Here is a 14,211-nt window from a genome sequence, read left to right as displayed (position 1 = left end):
TCAGTCTCTCTTGTCGTCTAAAACGGGATCGGCCGCCGGAACCGGCAGCGGCGGAACGGTGCGGGGCTGGCGATCCTCACCGATCGCCACGAAGGTGAACGTCGCCTGGGTGACGCGATAGGAGCGGTCGTCATGCCGCGTGCGGCGCCAGGCTTCCACAGCGATCTTCATCGACGTGGACCCGACCGAAAGCAGCCTCGCATAAACCGACACTTCGTCGCCCACGACCACGGGGCGCAGAAATTCCATGCCGTTGACCGCGATCGTCACGGCGCGACCGTGGCTGTGGCGGGCCGCGACCGATCCTGCCGCCGAATCCATCAGGCTCATCAGCCAGCCGCCGAATATGTCGCCATAAGGATTGGTATCCGCCGGCATCGCGATGACGCGCACCGCCGGGCTTTCGACCGGCGGCGGCTCGTCCGGGCGTGCCATCAGGCCAGCATGCCCAGCGGGTTTTCCACCAGCGTCTTGAACGCAGCCATCAACCGCGCGCCGTCCGCGCCGTCGATCGCGCGATGGTCGAAACTGCCGGTCGCCGACATGACGGTCGCGATCTGCAAGGAGTCATTCACAACATAGGGTCGCTTGTCGCCCGCGCCGATCGCCATGATCATCGCCTGGGGCGGATTGATCACCGCTTCGAACTGCTTGATGCCGAACATACCCATGTTCGACAGGGACGCGGTGCCGCCCTGATATTCGTCCGGCTTGAGCTTGCCTTCCTTGGCGCGGCCGGCGAGATCCTTCATCTCGGTCGAGATTGCGGCGATGCCCTTGGTATCCGCGCCGGTCACGATCGGGGTGATGAGGCCGCCGGGGATCGACACCGCCACAGCAATATCGGCGCGCTGGAACTTCAGCATGGTGTCGCCGGCGAACTGCACATTGCAGTCGGGCACCTGCATCAGGGCGACGCCCAGCGCCTTGATGAGCAGATCGTTGACCGACAGCTTGACCTTGCGCGCGGCGAACGCCGCATTGAGTTCGCCGCGCAGCGCCAGCAGCTTGTCGAGCTGAATATCGACCGTCAGGTAGATATGCGGCACCTGCTGCTTGGATTCGGTCAGACGGCGGGCGATCGTCTTGCGCATGCCGGACAGTTTGACGACTTCGTTGGGAATGCCGAAATCGACGCCGGTCGAAGGAATAGCCGGGGCGGAAGGCGGAGCCGAAGCGGGGGCTTGGGCGGCGGCAGGCGCGGCCTTTGCAGCGGGAGCCGTCACCACGCCTTCCTTCGCGCCTTCCAGATCAGCCTTGACGATGCGGCCATTGGGGCCTGAGCCGGTCAGGCTCGCGAGATCGACGCCTTTGGTTTCGGCGAGGCGGCGCGCGAGCGGGCTGGCCTTCAACCGGCCGTCCGCGGCGGGCGCGGGAGCCTGTTTCGCGGGCGCAGGCGCGGCGGCTTCCGCCTTCGCAGGTGCCGGCTCGGCCTTGGCGGCGGCAGGTTCCTGCGCCTTCTCGGCCGGCTTGGCAGCCGCAGCAGCCGGCGCGTCGCCCCCTGCGACCGCCGCAACATCTTCGCCTTCCTCGGCGATCATGGCGATGACGGTGCCGACCTTTACCTGATTGCTGCCTTCGGGCACCAATATCTTTGCGATCGTGCCTTCATCGACGGCCTCGAACTCCATGGTCGCCTTGTCGGTCTCGATCTCGGCGATCAGGTCGCCGGCCGCGACCGTGTCGCCTTCCTTGACCAGCCATTTGGCCAGAGTACCCTCCTCCATCGTAGGGGACAGGGCAGGCATCTGGATCGACTTGCTCATGCGTTGGGGGCCTTTTTAGCATGTTCGGCGCGCGTGGCGGAATGCAGTCCGTTTTCACGCTTTGGCCCTGTCGGTCAAGGCCACGGCTTGCGCCAGGGGCGATAATAGCTCACATTTTGACGGTGCCGCCTTTGGATTTGGCGAGGGCGATTGCAGGCGCGAAAGCGCATTTGGGGGAAATGGCGATGCGGACCTATCTGGTAGTGGTGGATGAATCCGCCGAAGCGGAAACCGCGTTGCGGTTCGCCGCGCGCCGCGCCGCCAAGACGGGCGGCGCCGTTCGCATCCTCGCCCTCATCCCTCCGTCCGAATTCGTCCAGTGGGGCGGGGTACAGGCGACGATGGAGGATGAGGCGCTGCAACGCGCCGAAGCGCTGGTGTTCAGCGCGGCGGGCACGCTGAGCGAGGAATCAGGCATCCGCCCCAGCATTACCGTGCGCCAGGGCGATCCCGTGACGGTCGTGCGCGACACGCTGGACGAGATGGACGAGGTCGCGGCGCTGGTGCTGGGCGCGGCGGCGAGCGGCCCGCCAGGTGAACTGGTCTCGCATTTCGCCGGAGCCGACGCGGGGGGCATGCCCTGCCCGATCATGATCATTCCGGGCGGGCTGGATGCGGAGGCGATCGACCGGCTGAGCTGAACGGCCGTGAGCGGATCGTCTTGCCCCCGCAAGCGGGGACCGTATTTGCCTGACGCAGAATAGCCGGCTTTGCGCGCGTCCCATCCGCGCGAAGGCTTATAGCGGCGACATGGGTCCCCGCCCTCGCGGGGACGACGGGGGTGTTTTACGCATAAGTCGGCTTTTACCGCTTCTTGTGCTTGCCGCGCGCGCCGCCGATATGGCGGATGTTGGTCGGCCTGCCACGATGCGCGCCGGGACGAGTCCGGTCCATCTTGCGTGGGCCCGACCGTTCGCCCGCCGGCGCATCGGGCAATTCGAAACGCAGCACGCCGTTGATCGGATCGGCCTCGGCCAGCCGCAGTTCCAGCTTCTGGCCCACGGTGTACCGGTCGCCGCTTTCCACGCCTTGCAACGCCTTGCCCGCCTCGTCGAAGAAAAAGCGTTCCGCGCCGAGCGTCGACACCGGCACCAGCCCGTCACCGCCCAGTCCCTCCACCGTCGCGAAGAAGCCGAAATTCTGCACCCCGGTGATCCGCGCTTTCACGGTTTCGCCGACATGCGCGGCGAGATAGGCGGCGACATAGCGGTCGATCGTATCGCGCTCAGCCTCCATCGCGCGGCGTTCATGCTGGCTGATCAGTTCGCCGACGCGGGCCATATTCTCATGATCCTCGGCGCTCAGCGAGGTTTTGGCCGGGATGTCGCCGCCCTTGGGCGCGGGCAGTTCCAGCCCATAGCCCCCCACAAGAGCGCGGTGAACCAGAAGGTCCGAATAGCGACGAATGGGTGAGGTGAAATGGGCGTAGGAGCCGAGCGCGAGGCCGAAATGGCCCATATTGGCGGGGGCATAATAGGCCTGGGTCTGGCTGCGCAATATCTGCTGCATGATCTGGTCGCGCGCTTCGTTTTCGCCGACCTTTCTGATCAGCTGGTTGAAGGTCGACGGCCGGATCACCTGCCCCAGCGCGAAGTCCATGTCGAAGGTCGCCAGATACTCCTTGAGCGCGACCAGCTTGTCGCGGCTGGGCGGTTCGTGGACGCGGTACATGACGGGGGCTTTCTTGGCCTCCAGCGCCTTGGCCGCCGCGACATTGGCGGCGATCATAAAATCCTCGATCAGCATATGCGCGTCGAGCCGCTCGCGCACGGCGACGCTGACGATCTTGCCCCATTCATCGAGCACCACGCGCCGTTCGGGCAGGTCGAGCGCCAGCGGCTCACGGCTGTCGCGCGCCTGACGCAGCAGCGCCCAGCAGGCCCAGAGCGGCTTGAGCGCGACATCGAGCAGATCATTGTCCTTGGTCCCGTCGATCGCGGCCTGCGCATCTTCATAGGCGAGCACCGCCGCGACGCGGATGACCGCGCGGGTGAAGCGCGACGAGGTAACTTTGCCCTGCGCATCGATGACGAGGTGGCACGCCATCGCCGCTCGGTCCTGCCCGGCGCGCAGCGAACATATGTCGGACGACAGATGATGGGGCAGCATCGGCACGACCAGATCGGGGAAATAAACGCTGTTGCCACGCTTGCGCGCTTCGCGGTCGAGCGCGCTACCGGGGCGCACATAATAGCTGACGTCGGCGATGGCGACGACCGCCCGGAAGCCGCCGGGATTGGCCGGGTCTTCGTCCGGCGCAGCCCAGACCGCATCGTCATGGTCGCGCGCGTCGCTGGGGTCGATCGCGACGATCGGCAGGGTGCGCAGGTCCTCGCGCTTATCCTCATGGAGCGGAAGGGCGGAGGCGGCCACGGCTTCGTCCTCGACGCCCTCGGGGAAGACGTGCGGGATGCCATGTTTGTGGATCGCGATCAGGCTGAAGCTGCGCGGCGCGAACGGATCGCCCAATATGTCGGTGACGCGCGCGCTGACGCGTGGCGGGCGGCCGGTCGGATCGGCGAGGACGAGGTCGCCTTTTTTTGCGGACCCGGCGTCGCTGATCGGCCAGTCGTTGCGGATGCGCTTGTCGACGGGGCGCAGCCACAGCTTGCCGTCTTCGCCCACATGCACGACACCCAGCAGCGTTTCGGTCGCCTTTTCAAGCTTCTTCATCGGATGGGCGAGCCAGCCATTTCCGGCTTCCTCGGTGCGCGCAAGGATGCGGTCGCCGACCGTCAGCGCGCTTCGCTTGCCACGATCGACGATGCGGATGCGCGGTGCGGGATGACCCTCCGCCTCCCACCGTTCGGGCGTCGCGATCAGCGTCGTATCATCGACATCGACGATCCGCAGCACCGTGACCTTGGGCACGCCGCCCATTTTGTGAAAGGCGCGCGCGGGGCCGTGATCGAGCAGGCCCTCATCCGCCATGTCGCGCAACAGCGCCTTGAGCGCGATCTTTTCCTGCCCTTTCAACCCGAACGCTTTAGCGATCTCGCGCTTGCCGGCGGGCTGATCGGACGTGGTGATGAAGTCCATCACCTGATCTCGGGTCGGGAACCCGGCGGGGCGGACCTTGGACCGGGCCGGAGCATGGGTGCGAACGAACTTTTTCTTGGGGGGAGATGCCATGGCCCGACTATAGAGGTGGCCCGCCCCATGCGCCAGTGGCGGCGGGAAAAGCGCTATCCCGCCAGCCTGCGCGCCCGGCCCCGCCAGTCTTCCGCCAGCACCGGCATGTCGGCCAGCGCGCGCACCGCCTGACGATCGTTCCTGTGATCGCCGCCGATCAGCAGGCGGAACAGGCGCGCGATGCTCCAGTCGGGCAGCGGCCGTTCCAGCAGGTCCATGCGCATACCCGCCTCCACCTCGCCTTCGCGCACGACCCGGAAATAGAGGCCGCTGCGCGCCGTGCGAACGATGGTCGACATGATATCGGGCGCACCGAACCGATGGTCGAGCTTCCAGCAGGGCTGGCGGCCATGGCTGACCTCGACGATCGCGCTGCCCAGCGTGAAGCGATCGCCAAGGCAGATGTCTTCGTCGGTCAGCCCTCGCGAGGCGATATTCTCGCCGAACGCGCCGGGCGCGTCGAACAAGGGGTGGCCGGGCTTGACGGTTCGCCACCAGTCATAATGGTCGTGCGGGTAGAGATGGATCGCCTTGTCCCAGCCGCCATGATGGACCGGATCGGCGACCCCGTCCCCGGCAAGGCCGAGCCAGGTGACGGCGACCGGACCTTCAACGGGATGCTTGGCGATGGCGCTATGATCATTGCCCCGAAACGGCATGGGCTTGCCGACCAGCAGAGCTTGGATGGTCATGAACGGGTTGGCCATCCCGAAGCTATGCCATGCCCACATCGAGCTGGCGATAGCATCGCGGCAATATCTTAAGTTAAGACGGGCTGAGTTCCGATGCGAGCTTGAGAACCTCGTCGCCCTTGTCGGTATGCACCAGAAACGCAGGATTGGAAGGTGAACCGTTGCGTCGGATCATCGCTCCTTCGATCGTCCGTTCGACATGCCGTTCGAACCGTTCGGCAATCCGTCCGCGACCGACGCCCTGGCCCCAGTTCCACTTGACGCGCGTTCCCTTGCGAAAGCTTCCGGTCATGACTCGCTCCATCCGCGCGCAGCCGCCAGGGCTGCTCTTTCTATCCACAGTGTAAAAATCCTCGGCGGCAAATCCGGTTCCCTTTGGTTTTCGCCGACCTTGGGTTAAGGGCCCGCTATGGATGTTACCGGCCTGCGCATCGCCCTGTTCAGCGGCAATTATAATTATGTGCGCGATGGCGCTAATCAGGCGCTCAATCGCCTCGTGGGCTATCTGCTGCGACAGGGGGCGGCGGTGCGCGTCTATTCACCGACGACCGGCACGCCCGCGTTCGAACCGACGGGCGATCTTTTCTCGGCGCCGTCCATACCCATTCCGGGACGCGCCGAATATCGCGTGCCCTATCGTTTGTCGGGCAAGATGCGGCGCGATCTCAAGCGCTTTTCGCCCAATCTTGTCCATGTTTCGAGCCCCGATCCGCTTGGTCACCGCGCGGTTACCTGGGCACGGGCGCACGGCCTGCCCGCCGTGGCGTCTGTGCACACGCGCTTCGAAACCTATCCGCGCTATTATGGCCTCGCCTTTCTCGAACCGCTCATCGAATCGGGGCTACGCCGCTTTTACCGCCGTTGCGACGCCATCGTCGCGCCGTCCGAATCGATGGCCCAACTGCTGCGCGAACAGCGGATGAGCTATGATGTCGGCATCTGGACGCGGGGCATCGATCGCGACATCTTCAACCCCGGCCGCCGCGATCCAGCCTGGCGGGAGGCGCTCGGCATCGCGCCTGACGAACCTGCGATCGGCTTTGTCGGCCGGCTGGTGATGGAAAAGGGGCTCGACGTGTTTTCCGACGCGATCGACCAGCTCGAAGCGCGGCAGGTACGGCACAAGGTGCTGGTCGTCGGCGACGGCCCGGCCCGCGACTGGTTTCAGAACCGCCTGCCCAATGCCGTCTTCACCGGGTTCCAGGGCGGACCCGATCTGGGCCGCGCGGTGGCGAGCATGGATATGCTATTCAATCCGTCCGTCACCGAGACTTTCGGCAACGTCACGCTGGAGGCGATGGCCTGCGGCCTGCCGGCCATCGCGGCGCGCGCCACGGGGAGTGAAAGCCTGGTCACCGACGGCGTCACCGGACGCCTGATCCGCCCAGGTGCGATCGGCGCCTTCGCCGACGCTCTCCAGACCTATTGCCATGACACAGCCGCGCGGCAAAGCGCTGGTGCGGCGGCGCGGGCGCGGGCCGAACGCAATGGCTGGGATCAGGTCAACCAAGCGCTGGTCGATACCTATGTCCGCGTGATCCGTCAGCGCGCGCAAGGAACGGTGCCTCGCGCCAGCCCCGTCCCCTAATCACTCGTTTCCTGATGGCGTACTCGTGCCTATATCGGATGGATGGCTGATCTTTTTGCTCCCGACACCATGTCGCCCCCGGAGGCCGCCGAAGGCGCGCCGCTCGCCGACCGGCTGCGCCCGCGCGCGCTGGACGAGGTGGTGGGGCAGGATCATCTGACCGGTGCGGAAGGCGCGATCGGACGAATGGTCGCGGCGGGGCGGCTGTCCTCGATCATCCTGTGGGGGCCGCCTGGCACCGGAAAGACGACCATCGCCCGGTTGCTGGCGGACGCCGTGGGGATGCGGTTCGAGCCGATCTCGGCGGTGTTTTCCGGGGTGGCCGACCTGAAGAAAGTCTTTGCGGCGGCAAAGGACCATGCCCGTACCGGCGCGCGGACATTATTGTTCGTGGACGAAATCCATCGCTTCAACCGCGCGCAGCAGGATGGTTTTCTGCCCTTCGTCGAGAACGGTACGGTCACGCTGGTGGGCGCGACGACCGAAAATCCGAGCTTCGAGCTGAACGCGGCGCTTCTGTCCCGCGCACAGGTGCTTATCTTGCGACGGCTCGACGCTGCGGCGCTGGAATTGCTGATCGACCGCGCCGAGGCGCTGACGGGACGCCCGGTCCCGCTCGACAAGGACGCTCGCGAAGCGCTGGTCGCGAGCGCCGATGGCGATGGTCGCTTCCTGCTCAATCAGGTCGAGACGCTCTATGCGATCGATATCCCGACGCCACTCGACCCGGCCGGACTTTCCGCGCTGCTGCATCGCCGGGTCGCCGTGTACGACAAGGATCGCGAGGGGCATTACAACCTTATCTCGGCGCTCCATAAAGCCTTGCGCGGGTCCGATCCGCAGGCATCGCTCTATTATCTCGCGCGCATGCTGACCGCCGGGGAACAGCCGCTCTATGTGCTGCGCCGCCTCGTCCGCTTCGCCAGCGAGGATATCGGCCTTGCAGACCCGCAGGCGCTGGTCCAGTGCCTCGCGGCCAAGGACAGCTATGACTTTCTGGGGAGCCCCGAGGGAGAACTGGCGATCGTGCAGGCGTGCCTTTATTGCGCGACGGCGCCCAAATCCAACGCCGCCTATGCCGCGATGAAATCGGCCTGGAAATCGGCGCGCGATACGGGGTCGCTGATGCCGCCGCCCAATATACTGAACGCGCCGACCAAGCTGATGAAGGATGTCGGCTATGGCAAGGGCTATCACTATGATCATGATGCCGAAGACGGCTTTTCCGGCGACGATTACTGGCCGCAGGAGATGACGCGCCAGACCTTTTATGCGCCCACCGGACGGGGTTTCGAAGCGCGGATCGCCGAACGCCTCGCCCATTGGGATCGGCTGCGGGCCGAGCGGCAGGCTTGACGCCCGGCTTTACCCGCTTCGTCGCGATCGACTGGTCGGGCGCAAAGGGCAAGCGACATAAGGGAATCGCGATCGCGTTATGCGCGAAGGACGACGCGGTGCCGCGCCTGATCGGCTCGCCCGACGGCCGCCCCTGGTCGCGCACGGCCGTCGCCGACTGGCTGATCGCGCGGGCGGCGGAGGCTCCCACCATGTTCGGCTTCGATTTCACCTTTGCGCCGCCCTTCATTGCGCGCGCGGGCTATCTGCCCGGCGATGATGTGCCGGCCGACGCGCCGTCCTTTTGGGCCTATGTCGACACGATCTGCGACGATGCCGATCTGGGCGCGGCCAGCCTGCTGGAGGTCAGACACCGGCGGCATTTCTATTTCGGCAAGGCGGACGGGGTGAAGGCGGGTTTCCTGCACCGGCGCACCTGCGAAGATCATTATAATGCCGGTGGCGGCGGCAAGCTTTCGACCGTGTTCGACGCGATCGGCGCGGCGCAGGTCGCCAAGGCGAGCTTCGCGGGCATGCGCCTGCTCCACCGCATTCATCCCCATGTGCCGATCTGGCCGTTCGATCCGTTGCCGGGCGAGGGATCGCTGGTGGTCGAAATCTATACCAGCATCGCCGCACGCGCCGCCGGCCGGCCCAAGGGGCGCGCCAAGATGCGCGACATCGCCGCGCTGAACGCTGCGCTTATGGCGCTCGGGTCCATGCCGCATGACGGCGAGATGCCCGACGATCACGGCGCGGATGCCATCGTCACCGCCGCCTGGATGCGGGCAATGGCGGGTCGATCCGCCTTGTGGTCACCCCCATTGCTGGACGCGCAAATTGCCGCAACGGAGGGCTGGACCTTCGGCATCGAGTGAGAGTATGGGGCGTGTCGCCCAACGGCGCGCCGGATTAGCACAGGGGTAGTGCAGCGGTTTTGTAAACCGAAGGTCGCGGGTTCAAATCCTGCATCCGGCACCAGTTTTCCGGGGGTTTTTCGCCTCCAAGCAACGTTGCACTAAGGTGCCTGTGAACCTCTACCATGTCAATGCCTCGGCAGCGCCCGCCAGAAATGACGGACTAAATCTTGAATAAACGCGCTCCGTGATTCGGCTGTCGGTATGGCCAAGAAACTGCGCGATTTGAGAAAACGGCGTGTTTGCTTCGGCCATCCAGACGGCGGCGCTATGACGGAGCATGTGCGGGGTCGCTTTCAGCCCGGCGCGTTTTGCAGCGGCCCGAAAGCCATTTCGGATCGATCCAACCCTTGCTCTACCATGCTCAATCACGAAGTCGGAAAGTGCACCGTCCTTCGCCTCGATCAGCGCCGCGCGAAGCTGCGCATTCATTGGCACTGTCGCGCGATATTTGCTCGTCTGCACCCGCTCATGCGGATTGAGAATGATGATGTTCCGGTCGAAGTCGACGCGATCCCATGTGAGGTCCAGCAGGGCGTTCGTCCGCGCGCCGGTGCCGACGGCCAACTGGAGAAACAGCCGCACATGCAGGGCCTGTGACGCGTCCAGCAGTCGGCGGAACTCGGCCTTGCTCAGATGGCCGACGCTACTCGACGGGAACGATGGCATTTTGATAAACGGCGCTTTGCCGATCAACTTCTTGCGCTCGGCCCAATTCAGGGCGGCGCGAATCACGGCTAGTTCGTTGCGGATCGTGATCGGCTTGCAATGCGACCGGCGCTTGCCATAATCCTGCGGCGTCGTCTCATCGACTCGCGCGATCGGCAGCGCATCCCAGAACGGCGCGGCGGCTTTCCATGCAACGGTAGCCCGCTTGATGGATGCCATGTCGGCCTTGGCTGCCAGATATGCGCGCACTGCTTCGCCCACGGTATGAGCCTCCCCGCCTATTAAGCGCCGCTGCCAGAATGAACGAGCTGCGGCCTCTGCCGATGCTCGATCAGCCGTTCCAAGCGAATGTCGGTGGCGTCGTCCGCCCTCGTTCCAGACGATGGCGAGGACTTTTCGATATCGTTGGAGGGTGTAATCTGGCATTCGAATCGCTCCACTTCGTCCGCCCTGATACGCCACAGTCGGCCACCAAGCCGAAAGGCATTAAGCTCACCGCCGTGAATGAGCGAATAAACGGTATCTGTCCCGCAACCCCAATGCTCGGCAAGGGTCGCTACGCTGTAGACGGTGCCCATCACCCTTCCTCCTGAATAGCGGCGTCGATGGCAGAAATGAAAGCTGCGGCCAAACTCACGGATATGTCGGAATATGGATTGTGCCCGCCGTATAGAAACACGGCTTTCATCGCTTGGGCCATCTCAGGCGTCGGCTCGCGCATGGCGTTTAGGGCGGCGGTGGCCTGCTCTTTGGTCCTAAGAATTTCCGGGCCATGCGTTTTGTCCGCATATTCACGCGCCGTCTCTTCATTATCGCCCTGCCCGATGCAGAAATGATACATTGACTCCCAGCTTTGATACGGCAGAGGATTGATCGCCCGCGCCATCTTCTCAATCATCGTCATTGCGTCACCTCGCGAGGCTCGATCTCGGCTAAATCCGACCGGCAGATGATGCACCCGCAAGCCTCTTTCATGGCAATGTCAGCCGCCCTATGCTCCTCGCACATCAGCCCACGATCAGCAGGCTTGCCGGCGCATTCCTCGGACATGGCACAGGCGTTTCGTGGGGTCATGGCTGGAGGGCCTTCTGGAAGCATGGGCATCGGTGCTCGGCATTTGGTGGCATTAACCCGCCGTTCGCCCTGCGCGGCGCAATCCCCTGCGTGACCGATACAGGCCACTGCTCTCTCGACACCCATCCGCACCTTGCGACGCGATTAGACAGGACGGCTCCGCTAGCGCTCTTGACGCCATCCAGATTGTATAATTTGCAGTCGCGGCATCTAGCCATTGGCCCCGCCTCCCACTCTCTCAAAGCCGTTGCGGGTCTGCTCCCAATGGCCGGGTTTCTTGTCGGGCGACGGCTCGATGCGCCAATCCCTCGACTGGCGATGCTGGCGAGGCTGCTGTTGCTGAGCGGGCGCGTTCATGCTGACGCCGGTTCCGAAAAGCCCGCAGCATTCCGATGGCCCCCGCCCCCAAAAATCGCTGCTACTACCGATACATCCTGTCGATCGTCTCGGCTGCCCGAACGGCGCTTTCTGACCAGCCAACAGTTGGAACGGCGGCGACTATGCCAGGCTACACCACGCAGACGCTCGACTATGTGAAGCGCGGCATGGACGATATTTTGGAGGCGCAGCGCAACCCCGTCACTGGCCGGCTTGATCTGAACGAAGCGGGACGCGCGCAAAATGGAGTCCTTCGCGCGTTATTGGGCGAGGTGGACACACTCAACCCCGCCTATGGGCAGGCGCGCGCGGCCTATCAGGGACCGATGGAACTGCGCGACGCACTGGCGGCGGGCAAGGATGCCGTGCGCCAGCCACCACGCGACGTTCAGGCCATCGTGGCCCGCTCGTCGCCGGCTGAGATGGAGCAGTCACGTCTTGGCTATCGCGTCGGGCTGAATGATCGGGCGAACGACATGCGCCATTCGTCCAATCCGTTCGAGGGGGTTCTGGGCACGCCAGCGGCTGAACAGCGGCTGTCCACCATGTACGGCGACAACTTCCCGGGCGTCACTCGCCTGTTGCGCCAGCGTGACATGGAGCGCGACCTGTCCCGTTCTACCAATGACATCCTGGGCAACAGCAAGACGGCACAGCGCCAGATCGCGGATGAAAGCTTCATGGGCGGCCTGCCCGTCGATATGCTGGATGCGGGGGCTGACGTGCTGTCGGGCAAGCTGCCGGTTCGCACGGCGGTCGGCATGTTCGGCCGCGCAGCGCTGAAAGATAGGGTGCGCCTGGGCGGTCTGCGCAATGCCGACAGGCGGGCGAGCGAGATGGCCCCGACGCTGTTCAACACGGATACGCCCGCCACGCTCGACGCGCTGGATGAACTACTTGGGCGGACGGCGAAATATCGCGGGCAACAGCGGCTTATTCAGCCGATCGCGGGTAATTCAGGAGCGGTCATTGCTGGGCAGTTGCCCGGCTGGCTGTTCGGGCAGTGAAGGTGGCGTCATGGCTCCCCAGAGAAAAGCAAGTATGACACACAGGATGAGATTGGCCCACACCGCAATCTTGGCTCGTCGCTCCCAGCGTTTCAGTACGAGGTCAGGCTCCCAAACGCCTGTCTTGGGGTTGAACTCCAGCGGGATTTCGCGCCTGCGCGCTTTCCACAGCCGGTATTGGGCTATGAGAAACCCGCCAAGCGAGAAGCCGAACAGCGTGGCGACGGTGGAGAAGGTTGGAGACATTGCGACGGGATATACCCTAATCAGCCGGGTTCAACAATTGGCCCACGATAGTGATGAAGGGCGATTCCTTGTTTTGCCCGTCGCCTCCTGCGCTGTGAACAACCCGCGTGACCGTGAGGTGGTTAAATCGACCCGCTCGCAGAAAGATTTCGTCGCCGACGTTGGGGACGCTGACCAGTTGGATTTTACCAGCGTCTATCACCTCCCCACCAGGACTGATCGCGCTGACGTGCACCTCGACGGTCATGCCAGAGCGGCGGCAAAGATGGACCAGACATTAGGCACCCAGGCCTTCTACCCTGCCAGCCCTTTTCGACAAGCCACCTCATGGTAAGGACACACTCATGCTGAAATTCATCGCAGCCGCCGCGACCGCTCTTTACCTTCACGCACGGGTCAGCCGGGCTGAAAAGCGTTGCATCCGCTTCGAAGCGGCACGCCAAGTAGGAGACATGCTTAAGGGGCGGCGATATGACGACTTGCCCGCTAACGAGGCTGATTATGACGCCCTGGTTGAGCAGCGGAGCAAGGCGCTCAGGGCTGCATAAGCACCGACGCGATTGATACGGCCAGCGCGAGGCCTGAAAACGCTAAAGCCCACCTTGCGATGCGATTAGCCTGCGCGGCTGATGCAGCCTGTTTCTCTGCCGCTGAGACAGAGCGCTCGGTCAGGGAATCCTCGCGCGTTGCCCTATCTTTCGCGGCCAACTCATCCTTCTCGGCTAGCCATCCCCGCGCCATCCTTGCCTTGAAGTCAGCGAGCCTTCCCTCGGTCAAAGCGGAGCGAACGGCGTCGACGCCCATAGCTTCAAAATCAGCCCGGTATTGAAGCCGATCGTTCATGCATCCCCTCCCCCGAATCGCCCTTATGCGGGAATCAGAGGTTCAGCAAGCTACGCGTAACGGAGGGCGCGCGCAGGCGCTGGCACATTCCTACCAAGGCGCGCTGCCTCCGCAATCCAACATTCGACGGCATCATAAGCGCCGTTGAGCGCTTCTTCCGGTGTTTCGCCATCGGACATGCAGCCAGGAAGCTCGGGAACGGTTGCGACAAAGCCGCCGCCCAGATCATCCGCCAGCGGGCGGACATCGATTTCATAATCGTGTGCGCTCATAACGGATGCCGCCAAGACGTTGCAGGTCCAGCCCAAGGCGCTATTCGCGTTCCTGCGTTCGCACCACTGGATTTATACCCGCCAGGGCGACAACAGCTACATCGCCTATCAGAGCAAGCTGCAACAGGGCTTGCTGGAGCACAAGACGACGGTCGTCACGAAGTCGGACGGATCAGAGAAGACCACAACTCAGGTTCGCGTGACGGCAAAGGGCCTGACCCGACTGGCGCGGGAATTTGAACCGGCAGTTCGCGCCGCATAAACCTACAGGGCGGCTCTCGGGTCGCCCCAT

At 64.1% G+C, this 14,211-nt stretch carries 20 protein-coding genes and 1 tRNA gene; 8 read left to right on the top strand and 13 right to left on the bottom strand.

The window, feature by feature from the left end:
* Both WG907_RS05390 and WG907_RS05385 read right to left on the bottom strand, forming a co-directional pair.
* Positions 1 to 435, bottom strand: a complete 435-nt coding sequence (locus WG907_RS05390; protein ID WP_340231619.1) for an acyl-CoA thioesterase — start codon at positions 433 to 435, stop codon at positions 1 to 3.
* A complete protein-coding gene (locus tag WG907_RS05385; protein WP_340231618.1) occupies positions 435 to 1,766 on the bottom strand; it encodes a pyruvate dehydrogenase complex dihydrolipoamide acetyltransferase in 1,332 nt (443 codons plus the stop codon). The genes WG907_RS05390 and WG907_RS05385 overlap by 1 nt, the downstream gene beginning before the upstream one ends.
* Positions 1,767 to 1,951: 185 nt before the next feature.
* On the opposite strand from WG907_RS05385, the gene WG907_RS05380 reads away from it, so the two are divergent.
* Positions 1,952 to 2,407 carry a universal stress protein gene (locus tag WG907_RS05380; RefSeq protein WP_340231617.1) on the top strand — a complete coding sequence of 152 codons (456 nt, stop codon included), beginning with the start codon at positions 1,952 to 1,954 and terminating at the stop codon, positions 2,405 to 2,407.
* A gap of 163 nt (positions 2,408 to 2,570) precedes the next feature.
* Here WG907_RS05380 and rnr read toward each other — a convergent pair whose 3' ends face one another.
* From rnr to WG907_RS05365, 3 genes are read right to left on the bottom strand one after another with little or no spacing between them, the layout of a single operon-like run.
* The gene (gene rnr, locus WG907_RS05375) at positions 2,571 to 4,898 is read right to left on the bottom strand and encodes a ribonuclease R (RefSeq protein WP_340231616.1); all 2,328 of its coding nucleotides are present in this window, start codon (positions 4,896 to 4,898) and stop codon (positions 2,571 to 2,573) included.
* A gap of 53 nt (positions 4,899 to 4,951) precedes the next feature.
* Positions 4,952 to 5,605: an MOSC domain-containing protein gene (locus tag WG907_RS05370; protein WP_340231615.1), complete on the bottom strand. Its 654-nt coding sequence runs from the start codon at positions 5,603 to 5,605 to the stop codon at positions 4,952 to 4,954.
* A 58-nt stretch (positions 5,606 to 5,663) separates the two neighbouring features.
* Positions 5,664 to 5,882, bottom strand: coding sequence for a hypervirulence associated TUDOR domain-containing protein (locus tag WG907_RS05365; protein WP_340231614.1), 219 nt, complete (start codon positions 5,880 to 5,882; stop codon positions 5,664 to 5,666).
* 117 nt (positions 5,883 to 5,999) lie between these two features.
* Between WG907_RS05365 and WG907_RS05360 the strand changes: the two genes are divergently transcribed.
* The 4 genes from WG907_RS05360 (at position 6,000) to WG907_RS05345 (ending at position 9,494) form a co-directional block, all read left to right on the top strand.
* Positions 6,000 to 7,178: a glycosyltransferase family 4 protein gene (locus WG907_RS05360; RefSeq protein WP_340231613.1), complete on the top strand. Its 1,179-nt coding sequence runs from the start codon at positions 6,000 to 6,002 to the stop codon at positions 7,176 to 7,178.
* A 42-nt stretch (positions 7,179 to 7,220) separates the two neighbouring features.
* Entirely contained in the window at positions 7,221 to 8,534 is a 1,314-nt protein-coding gene (locus WG907_RS05355) for a replication-associated recombination protein A (RefSeq protein WP_340231612.1), read from the top strand.
* On the top strand, positions 8,531 to 9,391 hold the full coding sequence (locus WG907_RS05350) for a hypothetical protein (RefSeq protein ID WP_340231611.1): 861 nt from the start codon (positions 8,531 to 8,533) through the stop codon (positions 9,389 to 9,391). The genes WG907_RS05355 and WG907_RS05350 overlap by 4 nt, the downstream gene beginning before the upstream one ends.
* A 28-nt stretch (positions 9,392 to 9,419) precedes the next feature.
* Positions 9,420 to 9,494 (top strand) — tRNA-Thr (locus WG907_RS05345).
* Positions 9,495 to 9,550: 56 nt separating this feature from the next.
* On the opposite strand, the gene WG907_RS05340 is transcribed toward WG907_RS05345, so the two are convergent.
* The 4 genes from WG907_RS05340 to WG907_RS05325 form a co-directional block, all read right to left on the bottom strand.
* Entirely contained in the window at positions 9,551 to 10,360 is an 810-nt protein-coding gene (locus WG907_RS05340; RefSeq protein ID WP_340231610.1) for a tyrosine-type recombinase/integrase, read from the bottom strand.
* Between the two features lie 20 nt (positions 10,361 to 10,380).
* The gene (locus tag WG907_RS05335) at positions 10,381 to 10,677 is read right to left on the bottom strand and encodes a helix-turn-helix domain-containing protein (protein ID WP_340231843.1); all 297 of its coding nucleotides are present in this window, start codon (positions 10,675 to 10,677) and stop codon (positions 10,381 to 10,383) included.
* Positions 10,677 to 11,003: a hypothetical protein gene (locus tag WG907_RS05330; protein WP_340231445.1), complete on the bottom strand. Its 327-nt coding sequence runs from the start codon at positions 11,001 to 11,003 to the stop codon at positions 10,677 to 10,679. Before WG907_RS05330 ends, WG907_RS05335 begins: the two co-directional genes overlap by 1 nt.
* 380 nt (positions 11,004 to 11,383) lie before the next feature.
* Complete coding sequence (locus WG907_RS05325; protein ID WP_340231444.1) at positions 11,384 to 11,530, bottom strand: hypothetical protein; 147 nt, start codon at positions 11,528 to 11,530, stop codon at positions 11,384 to 11,386.
* Positions 11,531 to 11,673: 143 nt separating this feature from the next.
* Between WG907_RS05325 and WG907_RS05320 the strand changes: the two genes are divergently transcribed.
* Positions 11,674 to 12,558 carry a hypothetical protein gene (locus WG907_RS05320; protein ID WP_340231609.1) on the top strand — a complete coding sequence of 295 codons (885 nt, stop codon included), beginning with the start codon at positions 11,674 to 11,676 and terminating at the stop codon, positions 12,556 to 12,558.
* Here the strand turns inward: WG907_RS05320 and WG907_RS05315 are convergent.
* Positions 12,508 to 12,804, bottom strand: a complete 297-nt coding sequence (locus WG907_RS05315) for a hypothetical protein (RefSeq protein ID WP_340231608.1) — start codon at positions 12,802 to 12,804, stop codon at positions 12,508 to 12,510. The two genes, WG907_RS05320 and WG907_RS05315, sit on opposite strands and share 51 nt — an antisense overlap.
* 16 nt (positions 12,805 to 12,820) lie before the next feature.
* The gene (locus WG907_RS05310; RefSeq protein WP_340231607.1) at positions 12,821 to 13,051 is read right to left on the bottom strand and encodes a hypothetical protein; all 231 of its coding nucleotides are present in this window, start codon (positions 13,049 to 13,051) and stop codon (positions 12,821 to 12,823) included.
* A 97-nt stretch (positions 13,052 to 13,148) separates the two neighbouring features.
* On the opposite strand from WG907_RS05310, the gene WG907_RS05305 reads away from it, so the two are divergent.
* Positions 13,149 to 13,352 (top strand): hypothetical protein, encoded by a 204-nt coding sequence (locus WG907_RS05305; protein WP_340231606.1) that lies wholly within the window; start codon positions 13,149 to 13,151, stop codon positions 13,350 to 13,352.
* Here WG907_RS05305 and WG907_RS05300 read toward each other — a convergent pair.
* Together WG907_RS05300 and WG907_RS05295 are read right to left on the bottom strand one after the other, a co-directional pair.
* Positions 13,339 to 13,647: a hypothetical protein gene (locus WG907_RS05300; protein WP_340231605.1), complete on the bottom strand. Its 309-nt coding sequence runs from the start codon at positions 13,645 to 13,647 to the stop codon at positions 13,339 to 13,341. The two genes, WG907_RS05305 and WG907_RS05300, sit on opposite strands and share 14 nt — an antisense overlap.
* A gap of 50 nt (positions 13,648 to 13,697) precedes the next feature.
* On the bottom strand, positions 13,698 to 13,919 hold the full coding sequence (locus WG907_RS05295; protein WP_340231604.1) for a type II toxin-antitoxin system HicB family antitoxin: 222 nt from the start codon (positions 13,917 to 13,919) through the stop codon (positions 13,698 to 13,700).
* 19 nt (positions 13,920 to 13,938) lie between these two features.
* Here WG907_RS05295 and WG907_RS05290 point away from each other — a divergent pair, with 19 nt between their 5' ends.
* Entirely contained in the window at positions 13,939 to 14,181 is a 243-nt protein-coding gene (locus WG907_RS05290; RefSeq protein WP_340231603.1) for a phage antirepressor KilAC domain-containing protein, read from the top strand.
* Positions 14,182 to 14,211 lie beyond the last annotated feature (30 nt).

This window comes from Sphingobium fluminis (genome assembly GCF_037723805.1).
GTDB lineage: Bacteria > Pseudomonadota > Alphaproteobacteria > Sphingomonadales > Sphingomonadaceae > Sphingobium.
The sequence above is the reverse complement of the archived record's forward strand: the minus strand, read 5'-3'. Positions and strand labels throughout refer to the sequence as shown.

Bases quoted from the DNA above. Each gene is read 5' to 3' on its own strand.
- WG907_RS05390 (WP_340231619.1), bottom strand. From the start codon at position 435: ATGGCACGCCCGGACGAGCCGCCGCCGGTCGAAAGCCCGGCGGTGCGC.
- WG907_RS05385 (WP_340231618.1), bottom strand. From the start codon at position 1,766: ATGAGCAAGTCGATCCAGATGCCTGCCCTGTCCCCTACGATGGAGGAG.
- WG907_RS05380 (WP_340231617.1), top strand. From the start codon at position 1,952: ATGCGGACCTATCTGGTAGTGGTGGATGAATCCGCCGAAGCGGAAACC.
- rnr (WP_340231616.1), bottom strand. From the start codon at position 4,898: ATGGCATCTCCCCCCAAGAAAAAGTTCGTTCGCACCCATGCTCCGGCC.
- WG907_RS05370 (WP_340231615.1), bottom strand. From the start codon at position 5,605: ATGGCCAACCCGTTCATGACCATCCAAGCTCTGCTGGTCGGCAAGCCC.
- WG907_RS05365 (WP_340231614.1), bottom strand. From the start codon at position 5,882: ATGACCGGAAGCTTTCGCAAGGGAACGCGCGTCAAGTGGAACTGGGGC.
- WG907_RS05360 (WP_340231613.1), top strand. From the start codon at position 6,000: ATGGATGTTACCGGCCTGCGCATCGCCCTGTTCAGCGGCAATTATAAT.
- WG907_RS05355 (WP_340231612.1), top strand. From the start codon at position 7,221: ATGGCTGATCTTTTTGCTCCCGACACCATGTCGCCCCCGGAGGCCGCC.
- WG907_RS05335 (WP_340231843.1), bottom strand. From the start codon at position 10,677: ATGGGCACCGTCTACAGCGTAGCGACCCTTGCCGAGCATTGGGGTTGC.
- WG907_RS05330 (WP_340231445.1), bottom strand. From the start codon at position 11,003: ATGACGATGATTGAGAAGATGGCGCGGGCGATCAATCCTCTGCCGTAT.
- WG907_RS05325 (WP_340231444.1), bottom strand. From the start codon at position 11,530: ATGAACGCGCCCGCTCAGCAACAGCAGCCTCGCCAGCATCGCCAGTCG.
- WG907_RS05320 (WP_340231609.1), top strand. From the start codon at position 11,674: ATGCCAGGCTACACCACGCAGACGCTCGACTATGTGAAGCGCGGCATG.
- WG907_RS05315 (WP_340231608.1), bottom strand. From the start codon at position 12,804: ATGTCTCCAACCTTCTCCACCGTCGCCACGCTGTTCGGCTTCTCGCTT.
- WG907_RS05310 (WP_340231607.1), bottom strand. From the start codon at position 13,051: ATGACCGTCGAGGTGCACGTCAGCGCGATCAGTCCTGGTGGGGAGGTG.
- WG907_RS05305 (WP_340231606.1), top strand. From the start codon at position 13,149: ATGCTGAAATTCATCGCAGCCGCCGCGACCGCTCTTTACCTTCACGCA.
- WG907_RS05300 (WP_340231605.1), bottom strand. From the start codon at position 13,647: ATGAACGATCGGCTTCAATACCGGGCTGATTTTGAAGCTATGGGCGTC.
- WG907_RS05295 (WP_340231604.1), bottom strand. From the start codon at position 13,919: ATGAGCGCACACGATTATGAAATCGATGTCCGCCCGCTGGCGGATGAT.